Source organism: Mesorhizobium sp. M1322, from assembly GCF_040318085.1.
Classification (GTDB): domain Bacteria; phylum Pseudomonadota; class Alphaproteobacteria; order Rhizobiales; family Rhizobiaceae; genus Mesorhizobium.
Genome location: NZ_JAMYLP010000122.1, coordinates 1 through 13,009, shown reverse-complemented (window position 1 = coordinate 13,009; position 13,009 = coordinate 1). Strand labels below are relative to the sequence as shown.

The 13,009-nt window shown below is 62.6% G+C and carries 9 protein-coding genes and 1 pseudogene; 1 reads left to right on the top strand and 9 read right to left on the bottom strand.

What is annotated here, in order from left to right; translation table 11 throughout:
* Positions 1-214 (top strand): annotated as a pseudogene (locus NKH12_RS27720) (hypothetical protein); the annotation flags it as partial.
* A 131-nt stretch (positions 215-345) separates the two neighbouring features.
* Here the strand turns inward: NKH12_RS27720 and NKH12_RS27715 are convergent.
* From NKH12_RS27715 to NKH12_RS27675, 9 genes are all read right to left on the bottom strand, one after another.
* A complete protein-coding gene (locus NKH12_RS27715) occupies positions 346-1,851 on the bottom strand; it encodes a hypothetical protein (protein WP_352956063.1) in 1,506 nt (501 codons plus the stop codon).
* A 172-nt stretch (positions 1,852-2,023) separates the two neighbouring features.
* Positions 2,024-3,421, bottom strand: coding sequence for an NAD(P)(+) transhydrogenase (Re/Si-specific) subunit beta (locus NKH12_RS27710; RefSeq protein ID WP_352956062.1), 1,398 nt, complete (start codon positions 3,419-3,421; stop codon positions 2,024-2,026).
* Between the two features lie 6 nt (positions 3,422-3,427).
* Entirely contained in the window at positions 3,428-3,853 is a 426-nt protein-coding gene (locus NKH12_RS27705; RefSeq protein ID WP_128182384.1) for a proton-translocating transhydrogenase family protein, read from the bottom strand.
* On the bottom strand, positions 3,853-5,124 hold the full coding sequence (locus tag NKH12_RS27700; RefSeq protein WP_352956061.1) for a Re/Si-specific NAD(P)(+) transhydrogenase subunit alpha: 1,272 nt from the start codon (positions 5,122-5,124) through the stop codon (positions 3,853-3,855). Before NKH12_RS27700 ends, NKH12_RS27705 begins: the two co-directional genes overlap by 1 nt.
* Positions 5,125-5,209: 85 nt before the next feature.
* Positions 5,210-5,434, bottom strand: coding sequence for an aa3-type cytochrome c oxidase subunit IV (locus tag NKH12_RS27695; protein WP_352956060.1), 225 nt, complete (start codon positions 5,432-5,434; stop codon positions 5,210-5,212).
* A 200-nt stretch (positions 5,435-5,634) separates the two neighbouring features.
* Positions 5,635-5,784 (bottom strand): DUF3096 domain-containing protein, encoded by a 150-nt coding sequence (locus NKH12_RS27690; RefSeq protein ID WP_065006071.1) that lies wholly within the window; start codon positions 5,782-5,784, stop codon positions 5,635-5,637.
* A 128-nt stretch (positions 5,785-5,912) separates the two neighbouring features.
* The gene (locus NKH12_RS27685; protein WP_352956059.1) at positions 5,913-6,683 is read right to left on the bottom strand and encodes an N-acyl amino acid synthase FeeM domain-containing protein; all 771 of its coding nucleotides are present in this window, start codon (positions 6,681-6,683) and stop codon (positions 5,913-5,915) included.
* A 148-nt stretch (positions 6,684-6,831) separates the two neighbouring features.
* On the bottom strand, positions 6,832-9,153 hold the full coding sequence (locus NKH12_RS27680; protein ID WP_352956058.1) for a putative bifunctional diguanylate cyclase/phosphodiesterase: 2,322 nt from the start codon (positions 9,151-9,153) through the stop codon (positions 6,832-6,834).
* A gap of 133 nt (positions 9,154-9,286) precedes the next feature.
* Positions 9,287-12,766, bottom strand: a complete 3,480-nt coding sequence (locus NKH12_RS27675) for an indolepyruvate ferredoxin oxidoreductase family protein (RefSeq protein ID WP_352956057.1) — start codon at positions 12,764-12,766, stop codon at positions 9,287-9,289.
* Positions 12,767-13,009: the final 243 nt, after the last annotated feature.

The window sequence follows — 13,009 nt, the reverse complement described above, 5'->3', positions numbered from 1 at the left end:
TGCCAGGGCTCGTGTCGATGCGGTGCTTGCCCGGGTCGAGGAGGCGAAGGTCCAGGCCCAGCAGGCTGCCGATACCGCCAGGAAAGCCGGTGCCACCTTCGCGCTGCTTGGCGCACTGTCGCTGGTCGTCGGCGCTTTCATCGCGAGCGCCGCAGCGGCACTTGGCGGCAGGCAGCGCGACGACGAGGAGGCGGTCTTCCTGACCAACCGTTGATCGGTGCTTGACGGGTTCTATCGATGCCGGGACTGTGTGCCGGCATCGACCGGTTTGACGGCGTGATCGCCGTCGATTGTGCGCGCTGATTCGCCGAAACGAGCGGCCCCAATTTTCCAGCAGCCATCGCCCTACTTTCCAGCAGCACTCGTCGGTGCCGCCTGGCTTGGCTCCAGTTTGCGGCCGAGATCGACCGCGTCGCGCAGCACATCGACATGAGAGCGCGGCGGCGTTCCGGGAGCTGCGGCGACCTCGACGCCGGTCGCCTTCAGCGACCAGTAGAGAGTGTGCGTGAAGACGCGGCCAAGCGAGCCGCGCAACTCGACCCGGATGTTCTCCACGCCGGGGCCGAAATTTTCCGCCATCGGTCCGGAGATCGGGTCGCCCGTCAACCAGCCATTGCCCCTGTCGAAGATGTTGGTCCAGCGTGTCGCGGCAAACACCGCGCCATGATGCACCGCCCGCTGTGGCTTGCCCGAACGGCTGCGCCCTTCCTGATAGAGGACGGTTCCACCGGCCGCCGTCTCGGCGATCGGCGGACATGCCGAGAACAGCCGCTCGGCGATGCCGCGCCTGAATTCGGCGAGATTGTAGGTCACCAGAAATTCGCTGTGAGTCAGCGGACTGCCAAGCGTGACGAAATCGCTGATCTTCCATGGCAATGGATGATCGTCGTCCCTGGTGCGGAGCTGGCGGTAGAGTTCCCATTGGGCGCGCCGGAATCCAGAAAAATCATCCAAGCTGTCGGGCCACACAGGACCATCGGCGTTGAGCGTGACCTTGTCGACGGCGCGGATCGCTTTCAATCGCGACTTATCGCGGACCGCTTCCAGCTTTCGGGGCCTGAAATCGGCCCACAATATCTGCAGCAGATCATAGGCGATGATTGATCCCAGGCTATGCGAGACTAGCACGATGCGGTCGTAGCCATCGTCCATCATGAGACGCCTCAGCAGCGTCAGGCCACGGTCGCGGACAAGCGCGCGCTTCTCGACCGTTGCCGCTTCAGCACGTACATAGGCGGCCACATCACCGAAATAGGGCAGGCCAAACCGGTCCACCGACCAGATGACGAACGAGGCCAGGATGGTGACGAGCGTGCCCGTGGCCCAGGCAATATCTCCCTGCAGGGCCGACGTCGCGAGCAAGAGCGCCGCGCACAGGACTGTTGTGACGGCCAGAAGCGTGACGACATAAAGCCCGCGGGCATCGCGCGGAATGTCGGCGGGTTTGCGCCAGAGCAGGTTCGTCACCCAGGCCGCGAGCCGGCCCCGCGTCGTACCTTGCGTGATGTCGGCCCAGTAAAGCTCGTAGAAATCGGTGCGGCGGCCATCGATATCGTAAGGGGTGGTGATCCGACGAAGCTCGTGCGAGTTCGTCCGGCTGTCGGGCGTGATCCAGCTCTGGTTGATCTTCTCGCCGGCGGGACCGCCCGAATCGGCCACACGGGCGTAAAACGGCACGCGAGCAGGGTCGTGACTCCAAACAGCCTGAACAAATTCCCTCAGCGTGCCCATGGGTCGCTGTTCGCCCATGCCATGCACGATCACCACGGCCTGGCTGGGCTTGCGCGGCGCCTTTCCGGCGGCCGGCGGACTGGTCTTGGCCGGCGACGCAACAGGATGAGGGTGGGACACCAGTGCCTCCATTGGTGACAAAGCCCGGAACAGAATTTGCCCCATCGTAGCGCTGAAACCGGCGTGAGAGCAAAGACGCCCAGGCCGGATGCTCAGGGCCAAGAAAAAGCCCGGCGCGGAGCCAGGCCTTTGTTTCGAGCAAATGGCGGTGCACCGGCGCCGCCAATCCGGATCAGTGATCCATGGCCTTGACGATCTCTTCGGTCATCTTCTTGGCGTCGCCGAGCAGCATCATGGTGCCGTCCTTGTAGAACAGCGTGTTGTCGATGCCGGCGTAGCCCGAGCCGAGCGAGCGCTTGACGAACAGGCAGGTGCGGGCCCTGTCGACGTCGAGGATCGGCATGCCGTAGATCGGCGACGCCTTGTCGTCGCGGGCCGAGGGGTTGGTGACGTCGTTGGCGCCGATGACGTAGGCGACGTCGGCCTGCGCGAATTCGGAGTTGATGTCCTCGAGCTCGAACACTTCGTCGTAAGGCACATTGGCTTCGGCCAGGAGCACGTTCATGTGGCCGGGCATGCGGCCGGCGACGGGATGAATGGCATACTTCACGTCGACACCGTTGGCCTTGAGCTTGTCGGCCATCTCGCGCAGCGCATGCTGCGCCTGGGCGACCGCCATGCCGTAGCCCGGCACGATGATGACCTTCTGCGCGTTCATCATCAGATAGGCAGCATCGTCGGCCGAGCCCTGCTTGACCGTGCGCTCGATGCCGTCATCGGCAGTGGCGGAAGTCTCGCCGCCGAAGCCGCCGAGGATGACCGAGATGAACGACCGGTTCATGCCCTTGCACATGATGTAGGACAGGATCGCGCCGGACGAGCCGACCAGTGCGCCGGTGATGATCAGCGCCAGATTGCCGAGCGTGAAGCCGAGTGCCGCAGCCGCCCAACCCGAATAGGAATTCAGCATCGAGACGACCACCGGCATGTCGGCGCCGCCGATCGGGATGATGAGAAGGACGCCCAGAACAAGCGATGCCGCCACGATCAGCCAGAACACCAGTTTGGACTCGGTGGTGACGAGCAGCACGATCAGCACGATCAGCCCGATGCCGAGGGCGGCGTTGATGAAATGGCGGCCGCCGATCATGATCGGCTTGCCCGACATGCGACCGTCGAGCTTAAGGAAGGCGATAACCGAGCCGGTGAAGGTGATCGCGCCGATGGCAACGCCGAGGCTCATCTCGATCAGCGCCTGGGCGTGGATGTCGGCGACGGTGCCGATGCCGAAGCTTTCCGGCGCATAGACGGCGGCAGCCGCCACCATGACGGCGGCAAGGCCAACCAGCGAGTGGAAGGCGGCGACCAGCTGCGGCATCGAGGTCATGGCGATGCGCCGTGCCGTGATCGCGCCGATCGAGCCGCCGATCAAAAGGCCGAGCACGATGAGGCCGAAGCCTCCCGCCGAAGGGGTCGCCAGCGCCAGCGTGGTGGCAATGGCGATGCCCATGCCGATCATGCCGTACATGTTGCCCTGGCGGCTGGTGGTCGGGTGCGACAGGCCGCGCAATGCCAGGATGAAAAGGATGCCGGACACCAGATAGAAGAAGGAGGCGAAGTTGGCGTTCATGTCGCTCTACTTGTCCTTCTTCTTGTACATCGCCAGCATGCGCTGGGTGACGAGGAAGCCGCCGAAGATGTTGACCGAGACCAGCATCAGCGCGACGAAACCGAAGCCCGTGGCGATGCCGGACGCCGAGATGCCGACGGCAAGCAGCGCGCCGACGACAATGACCGAGGAGATAGCGTTGGTGACGGCCATCAGCGGCGTGTGCAGCGCCGGCGTCACCGACCAGACGACGTAATAGCCAACGAAGATCGCCAGGACAAAAATGGCGAAGCGGAAGACGAACGGATCGATCGCCCCGCCGGATAGCGCGTGCGCAGCATCACCGGCCGCCTCAGCGCCGCCTGGCGCGGTGGCCAGATCCTGTACAGCGAGCCGGACGGCAGCGGTCGCCTGGTCGAGCTGGTCAAGGGCTTTCTGCAAGGTCTGGTCCATCACGCGAACCCTTTCGGCTTATCAGCGGGCGATTTGGGTGCGGCAGCTTTCCTGGATGCGGCAGCTTTCTTTGGCGCGGCCGGTTTTTCTGCGGCAGCGGGCTTCGCAGGCTCGGCCGAGGCGATCATCACCGCCGGCTTGCCGATGAAGGCCGGATGCACGACCTGACCGCCATCGGTCAGCATCGTCGCCTTGACCAGTTCGTCGTCGCGGTTGATGGCAAGCGTCTTCGTGTTCTTGTCGACCAGTGTCTCGAGGAACGCAAAGAGGTTCCTGGCGTAGAGCAGCGATGCGGAGGCCGCGACGCGGCCCGGTACGTTGAGATGGCCGACGATTTTCACCCCGTTGGCAGTGGTCACCACCTGCCCGGGCACGGCGCCTTCGACATTGCCGCCACGTTCGACTGCGAGATCGACGATCACCGAGCCCGGCTTCATCGAGGCGACCATCGCGGCTGAAACCAGCTTCGGCGCCGGACGGCCGGGGATCAGCGCGGTGGTGATGACGATGTCCTGCTTGGCGATGTGCTCGGCGGTCAGCGCCGCTTGCTTGGCCTGGTATTCCCTAGACATTTCCTTGGCATAACCGCCAGCCGTCTCCGCCGCCTTGAACTCCTCGTCCTCGACCGCCAGGAACTTTGCTCCCAGCGAGGCGACCTGTTCCTTGGCGGCGGGCCGCACGTCGGTAGCGGTGACCACGGCACCGAGACGACGCGCAGTAGCGATCGCCTGCAGGCCGGCGACGCCGACGCCCATGATAAAGACTTTCGCCGCCGGCACCGTTCCGGCCGCCGTCATCATCATGGGCAGCGCCCGGTCATATTCGGCAGCCGCGTCGATCACCGCCTGATAGCCGGCGAGGTTGGCCTGGCTGGACAGGACGTCCATCGATTGGGCGCGCGTGATGCGCGGCATGAACTCTATCGAGAAGGCGGTGACGCCGGCCCTTGCCAGAGCATCGACGGCAGCATCGTTGCCATAGGGATCCATGATGGCGATGACGGCAGTGCCCGAGCGATAGGCCTTCAGCTCCGCCTCATCAGGCCGGCGCACCTTCAGCACCACATCGGCCTTGGCGGCGTCGCCCATCTTGCCGATCACAGCGCCGGCCTTGGCGAACTCCTCGTCGGGAATGCGCGATGCCGTGCCGGCGCCGCTTTCGATGATCACGTCGAACCCCAGCCCCGCCAGCCGCTTCACCGTGTCGGGCGAGGCAGCAATGCGCGGCTCGTTGGCATCGAGCTCACGAGGGATGAAAACCGTCTGTCCCACCGCATAATCCTTTCGGCTGGAACCTGTCTGCGCAGGACGCCGGCCGGACTTCCGGCGATGTCACGGGCAAGGGGTTTTGAAGAATTTACCGGAGAATGAAAGCGCCGACGGCGAGGATCAGAACGAACAGGACAAATCCCGAGAAGAAGCCGCCCGCAAAGAAGCCGAAGGCCATTGCCAGAAGCACGGCGAGGCAAAACAGCGATCCGTATTTCGCGAGCCTAAGGAAGCCGGCATAGGTGCGGTCGTGCTCGGCATAGTCCATCTTCGCGCCTAGTTCGACAGGACCGGTCGGCGAGTGATCAGCCATAGGAATACCCCTTCGGAGACATCTTTCAGGCACATAGCGAAAAGCCAGGCCGAGGGCAATGGCGCTATTGCCGCATCGCCGGAGACATCAGCCTCAAAGGAAAGTTGAAGCCGCCGGATGCAGGGAGGATGTTGCTGAGGTAACCGTGGCTGCCGCCTTGCGCTTCCTTGCGGCTGAGGCTTGTCACGCCTGCCGGCATTTCAGCCGGCGAGCTGCGGAAACAGCCCAAGCAGGCCGACGACGATCAGATAGAGCGCGACGATGTAATTGAGAAGTCGCGGCATCACCAGGATCAGCACGCCGGCAATCAGCGAGATCAGTGGAGTGAGTGCGAGCGTGGAAATGGTCATGTAGGGTTCCTCTCGATAGAATTGCCGCCGAAGCGATGCAGATTGACGTCGTCCACGCGCCACCGGCGCGCCTCCCTGAACGCCGAAGCGGCCTGAAAGCTCCAGCCGCGCTCTAAATTTGCCAGATGTCAGGCGGCTTCTCGATAGTATTTGGCGGTCGGCAGAATGGTCAGTGGCGCGAGTTCACCGGCACTAGGTGTTTCAAACAGCATGCGCTGCTCCATCGGCGTCGACCGAAAGAACGGGAACCGGGCGTAAGTCTCGTTCTTGATTGCCAAGACATCGGCCTGATAAAGCAGCGCAAAACAGTTAATCACGCCTGCATAAGGACGCGCGTCACCGATCGGCCGAGCCCGATAGATACGCTTGTAAAAAGCGGCGTGGTCTTCGCGGATCATGGATATGCAATAGGGCGCTTGGAAATGGAAGCACGCCATACCGGCAAGGCGCAGCGTGACGTACGGAATCTGCGGATATACCCGCGACCATTCGGCATCTACGGCAAAACGGCTTGGGTCGACAAAGAGTTCACCAGCCGCCAGACGCGGCATCAACAAGTCCCTGTAGACGCTTAGAGCCGGCGACGCTGGGTTATCGGCGGATACATTGTGCAGTCGCATCGTGCTGACCAGCCGCCCGTCGATGTAGATGCCGAACGTATGGCAATTCGGCAGCTCGTCGAATTCATCGTGGACCTCACGGGAAGCATTCTCGGGCACTAACTCGTTCATCCGATAGGCGTTGTAGCGCAACCTGTAGATGCTTTCGAAATCCTCGCCGGTTTCACAGCGGCGGTACTCCGTCCGATCGAGCAGCGCATAAACGTGCTGAGCGAAACTAGACATGTTCTGGTGCTCAGCACCCGCCGCCTGGCGAGGCGAACTCAACTCAACAACCATGAACTCGGGTCCCCGCAAAATGCCGCCACGATCAACACTACGGCAGGGTCGTAAGATGTAAAGATGAAAACAAGATAGAGATCGTTTACCAGCTATTAAGGTTAATAATAGTTAAAATTATACTAAAGTACAACATTTTCCGGTAGAATCAGCGATGGCTCGCTCTCCTGGCCGTCTTGATGTCCTTGGCGAAGGGCCAGACCGTGCTCGAAATCGTCTCGATGCCGGATGCGCTCAGCGCCGAGCCGAACAGGAATCCCTGAACCAGGTCCGGCTTGACCTGCAACGCCAGGATCTTGAGCTGCTCGAAAGTCTCGACGCCCTCGACAGTCACCGAAAGCCCCAACGGCCGCGACAGATTGACAATGCCTTTGAGCAGTTCGAGCGAACGGCTGTTCTGCGTGACGTCCATCAGGAACGAACGGTCGATCTTGATCTTGTCGAGCGGCAGTTTGTGGAGATAGCTCAGGCTCGAATAGCCGGTGCCGAAATCGTCGAGCGCGATGCGCACGCCAAGCCGCTTTAACTCCTCGATATACTGACGCGTCAGCGACTTGTCGTCGAGCAACGCCGTCTCGGTGACCTCGATCTCCAGGCGGCCGGCGGCGAGGCCGGAGCTGGCGAGCGCATCGCGAACCTTCTGGACAACGTCGCGGTTGCGAAAGTCCTTGGCCGAGAGGTTGACCGAGACACTGGTCTGTATGGGCCATTTGGCGCACTCGGTGCACGCCGCATGCAGGACAAACGTGCTGATCTCGGAAATGATGCCCATTTCTTCCGCCAGCGGAATGAAGATGCTGGGCGAGATCGGTCCGAGATCGGGGTGGTCCCAACGGCACAGCGCCTCGCAACTGACTATGCGCATCGTGCTCATCGCCACGATCGGCTGGTAGACCACCCGCAACCCCTTGCTTTCCACTGCAGTGCGCAGATCCGCCTTCATCAGCTGACGGTTGCGGAAAGCGGCATCCATCGATGCCTCGAACAACCGCCAAGTGTTCTTGCCGAGTTCCTTGGCCTTGTAGAGCGCGAGGTCCGCCTTGACGATCATGGCATCGACATCAGTATCCCTGACCCGTGACAGCACCGCGCCACCGCTGGCCTGGATACGCAGTCCATGGCCGGCGACATCGACCTCGCCCTGCAGCTCAATGAAAATCTCGTCGATTTGGCCGGTCAGATGGCTCGCGTCCTCGACACGGTCGAAGAAGATCATGAACTCGTCGCCCCCGAAACGGCTGATGGTGACGCCTGGTCCGGCGATCGCTGTCAGCCGCTCCGCGATGGCGTAGATCAATCCGTCGCCGACCGGGTGCCCAAGCGTGTCGTTGACGCTCTTGAAGTCGTCGAGGTCGAGCACGGCGAGCCCGCACAGACGCTCAAGGTCGCCGGATGCCATCGCCTCTCCGATCAACTCGTGGAAATAGGCGCGGTTGGGCAGGCCGGTGAGGCTGTCGTAGCGCGCCATGAAGCGGATCTTGTCTTCCGCCTCGACGCGGGCCGTCACATCCTCGAAGGTGATGACGCCCAGTTCCTGGCTGCCTTCGCGCGCCGAGAATTCATAGTGCTGCCCGTTCGCAAGCGTGACGAGAACCTTGCGATCGCGGCCCTCGCGCAGGGCGCGCGTAAGCTGGGCTTCGATGTAGCGGCAGTCCTTCAGCGCCAGCATGCCGCCGGCAACGCCGCGCATCAGCAGACCGTGGATCGATCGCCCGAGCAATGCGTCGGGCGATTTGAGCGACATCAGATGCGCGGCTTCGGCGTTGGCCACCGCCACCCGGCCGTCAGGGCCAAGCATGACAAGGCCATGCGACATGGTGTTCAGCGCCCGATTGAAGCGCTGGGCGAGGCGGTTCGCCTTCTTTTCCTCTGACAGGGCGGTAGATAAGACTTCCCGGGCGATATCGGCGAAACGCTTGATCGCGAACAGAAAGGGGGCTGACAGCAGACCGAGTATGACATGGTAGACATCACCACGAAGGATGAAACCGAGCGATATCGGCCATGTAGTGGTCATGATGAAGATCATGACCATCCGCGGCGAACCATAGTTGCGGCCGGAAATCGACGTGACCGACGCTAGCGTCACGCAAACGGCGGCTATTTCGGCATAGTTGTCGTGGCTATCGGTTGCCAGGTAGATGCTGACGAAACAGAAAGCGCCGAGCATGAAGCCGTGCATCGAACCGAAAATAATATAGTCGTTTTCGCGACTACGGGCTTCCTCCCATGTCTTCGGGGAAGGAAGCCGATTGTATTTTCGGATGTTGCGAAGGCGCAGCGTGCCGACGATGGTGAGTCCGGCAGCAACCAGGAGATACGCGAGATCCGTGGTCTTCCAGTAGACTAGAATGACGAGTAGTGTTTGTGCGACAAGGCCGATCGCTAACGTCAGGCTGTCGCGGAACAGAGTTTCCACGAACGGAATATAGACGTCGACCGGTATCTCGTTTTTTCTTTTCAGATTCACGCCTCAGTCCCACCCTGGGGAGCCAAGCTGTGTCACATTCGCCTTAAGAAAGATTTAGAAAGGCCGTTTTGGGCCTCACCGTCAGGTCGGCTGACGCTGGGAAGCTATTCTTCAGGTAAATAAGGAAAAACGATCACTCGGCGGCCTGGAGTTCCGGCCGAACCGGCGTCTTTGCCAGGCGATCGAGCAGCCTTAAGCGCTCGCCAGCGGCCTTTTCGGCGCTGGCCTGCCTGACGTGGCCATAGCCGCGAATGAGCGCCGGCACCGAGGCAAGCGCTGCCGCAGCCTGGACCCTGCCCGGCACCAGCGCGCCGGCGACGAGCTCCAGATCGGCCTCGTACTGGGCAAGAAGCTGGCGTTCCATACGCCTTTCGGTGCTGTAGCCGAACACGTCGAAGAGAGTGCCGCGCAAGCCTTTCATCGCTGCCAGCAGGCGGAACCCCTTCATCATCCAAGGACCGAAGCTCGACTTCCTCGGCTTGCCGTCCTTGCCGCGCCTGCCCATGATCGGTGGCGCGAGATGGAATTCGAGTTTGTCGTAGCTCTGGAACTGCTTGCCCAGCTCGGCGGCGAAGGAGCCGTCGGTGTAGAGCCTCGCCACCTCATATTCATCCTTGATCGCCATCAGCTTGAACAGGTTCCTCGCGGCGGCCTCGGTCACATCAGTCGAATCGGGCACCGCCCTGGCTTCGGCCTTGCGCAGCGCGGCCAGCCGGTCGGCGTAGCGCTTGCCATAAACGGCGTTCTGATAGGCGGTGAGGAAGGCGACGCGGCGGGCGATGATGTCGTCCAGCGTTTCGGCGACAGCGGCAGTCTGTGCAGCCGTGCCCGGCTGGGCAACGAGGCCGCGCACGAAATCCGGCTGGTGGGCGGCGCGGCGGCCCCAGCGGAAGGCTGAGACGTTCATTGCTACGGCTTGGCCGTTGAGTTCGATCGCCTTTTCGACTGCCTCGGCCGACAGCGGCAAGCCGCCATGCTGAAACGCGAAGCCGAGCATGAACATGTTGGCGCCGAGGGAACTGCCGAACAGCGCGGTGGCGGTGCGGGTGGCGTCGAAGAAATGCGCCTTGTCGTCACCAGCGGCAGTGCGGATCGCCTTTTTCAGCCGCTCGACTGGCAGCGAGAAATCCGCCGACCGGGTAAACTCGCCGGGCATGATCTCGGCGGTGTTGGCGAGGAAGATCGTGTGGCCCTCACGCACCGCGGCGAGCACCTTTTGGGCGCCCGACACGACGAGGTCGCAGCCAAGCACGAGGTCGGCCTTCCCCGCTGAAACGCGGATGGCATGAATATCGCCCGGGTTGCGCGCGATGCGGACATGGGTGAACACCGAGCCGCCTTTCTGGGCAAGGCCGGCCATGTCGATCATGCCACAGCCCTTGTCTTCGAGATGGGCCGCCATGCCGAGCACCGCGCCGATGGTGACGACGCCGGTGCCGCCGACGCCGTCGATGATAGCCGCCCAGCCTTGGTCGCCGAGCGGGAATTCGGCGGGCGCAGGCACGCCGTCGAGCGGATCGGCCGTGCCGGCCATACCCTCGGCCTTCCTGATCTTGGCGCCATGCACGGTGACGAAGGACGGGCAAAAGCCGTTGACGCAGGAGAAATCTTTGTTGCAGCTCGACTGGTCGATCCTGCGCTTGCGGCCGAATTCGGTTTCGACCGGCTGGATCGACACGCAATTCGACTGCACCCCGCAATCGCCGCAGCCCTCGCAGACCAGTTCGTTGATGAAGACGCGCTTGTCGGGATCGGGGAAGGTGCCGCGCTTGCGGCGGCGGCGTTTTTCGGCGGCGCAGGTCTGGTCGTAGATCAGCACGGATGTGCCCCTGACCGCGCGCAATTCGCGCTGGACGAGGTCGAGGTCGTCGCGATGATGGATGGTGGCACCGGCCGGGAATTCGACCTTGCCGGCATATTTGTCCGGCTCGTCCGTGACGATCACGATGCGCTCGACGCCCTCGGCGCGCACCTGCCTGGCGATCATGTCCACCGTCAGGCCGCCCTCGTGCGGCTGGCCGCCGGTCATGGCGACGGCGTCGTTGTAGAGGATCTTGTAGGTGATGTTGGCGTCGGTCGACAGCGCAAAGCGGATCGCCAGTGCGCCGGAGTGGTTGTAGGTGCCGTCACCGAGATTCTGGAAGATGTGGTCGCGCTTCGAGAACGGCGCCTGGCCGACCCATTGCGCGCCCTCGCCGCCCATGGCGGTGAAACCAACGGTGTTGCGGTCCATCCACAGCGCCATGAAATGGCAGCCGATGCCGGCGGCGGCGAGCGAGCCGTCCGGCACCTTGGTCGAGGAATTGTGCGGGCAGCCGGAGCAGAAGAAGGGCGTGCGTGAGGCTATGTCTGACGTGTCGGCAAGCATCGCCTGGAACTGGCGAAGTTTCGCCACCCGCGCGGCAATCTCGTCCGACGGACCGATCGTTCGCAAGATCCTCTCGCCGAGCGCTATGGCGATGTCGTTGGGGTCGAGCGCGCCCTTGGCCGGGAACAGCCCGTCGCCGCGCTCATCCTTCTTGCCGACAATGACCGGCGGCGTGGCCGTGCCGTAAAGGTTCTCGCGCAGTTGCACCTCGATCAGCGAGCGTTTCTCCTCGACGACGACAATGGTGTCGAGACCGCGAGCGAAGTCGGCGATGTGCTGCAGGTCGAGGGGCCACGGGCAGCCGACCTTGAACAGCCTGATCCCGATGCGGTTGGCGGCGGCTTCGTCGACGCCGATGTCTTCCAGCGCCTGGCGAACGTCGAGATAGCTTTTGCCGATGGTGACGATGCCAAGCTTCGGGCTGCTGCCGCCGGAATAGACGATCCGGTTGAGCCCGTTGGCATGGATGAAGGCCGAAGCGGCGGCGCGCTTGTATTCATGCAGCCGCTCCTCCTGGCCGAGCATGTCGATCTCGTTGCGGATGTTGAGGCCGCCGGGCGGCATGTCGAAGTCCGGGATGACGATATCAAACCGTTCGAGCGCGGCATCGACCGAACCCGTCGATTCTATGTTGTCCTTGACGCATTTGATCGCTGCCCAGGTGCCGGCGAAACGCGACATGGCGATGCCATAGAGTCCGTAGTCGATGATCTCCTGAACCCCGGCCGGATTGAGGATGGGCACCATGGTGTCGACAAACAGGAATTCGGTCGCATGCGCGTTGGTCGAGGATTCGGCCATGTGGTCATCGCCCATCAGGGCGAGCACGCCGCCATATCTTGACGAGCCGGCGAGATTGGCATGGCGGAACACGTCGCCGGAGCGGTCGACGCCCGGTCCCTTGCCGTACCAGACAGAAAAGACGCCGTCATGCGTGCCCTCACCCAGTAATTCGGCCTGCTGCGAACCCCAGCAAGCCGTGGCCGCGAGTTCCTCATTGAGGCCGGGCTGGAAGACGATGTCCGACTGGGCGAGCTGCTTCCTGGCCTTCCAAAGCTGCACGTCGAAGCCGCCGAGCGGCGAGCCGCGATAGCCGGAGACGAAGCCGGCGGTGTTCAGGCCAGCCCGGCGGTCGCGCTCGCGCTGCATCAGCAGCATGCGGATGACCGCCTGCGCGCCGGAAAGGAAGATGCGCTCCTTTCCCAGGTCGAACTTGTCGTCGAGCGCGACATCATGCAGCGTCATCAGGCATTTCCTCTGCGGAGGCCGCAGTTCTAGCGCAGCCAACGTCGGAGTTGGAGGCTGCAGTGTTTCTCCCCTTGCCGGGCAGGTCAAATAAAATCGAAGATGCCAGGCGTGGCGCAACAAACGATCCGCTCCACGCCCGATGGTGTAAGTGTCTGAATCAAAACGACTGGTGCAATTTCAAGGTCTTGCGAGGCGACGCGTGAGCAGGCGGATGTGGGCGATGAAGACCCAGGCTTCGGC

Excerpts from the sequence above, each read along its gene's own strand:
- NKH12_RS27710 (WP_352956062.1), bottom strand. The coding sequence starts at position 3,421 with ATGAACGCCAACTTCGCCTCCTTCTTCTATCTGGTGTCCGGCATCCTT.
- NKH12_RS27705 (WP_128182384.1), bottom strand. The coding sequence starts at position 3,853 with ATGGACCAGACCTTGCAGAAAGCCCTTGACCAGCTCGACCAGGCGACC.
- NKH12_RS27695 (WP_352956060.1), bottom strand. The coding sequence starts at position 5,434 with ATGGCTGATCACTCGCCGACCGGTCCTGTCGAACTAGGCGCGAAGATG.
- NKH12_RS27690 (WP_065006071.1), bottom strand. The coding sequence starts at position 5,784 with ATGACCATTTCCACGCTCGCACTCACTCCACTGATCTCGCTGATTGCC.
- NKH12_RS27685 (WP_352956059.1), bottom strand. The coding sequence starts at position 6,683 with ATGGTTGTTGAGTTGAGTTCGCCTCGCCAGGCGGCGGGTGCTGAGCAC.
- NKH12_RS27675 (WP_352956057.1), bottom strand. The coding sequence starts at position 12,766 with ATGACGCTGCATGATGTCGCGCTCGACGACAAGTTCGACCTGGGAAAG.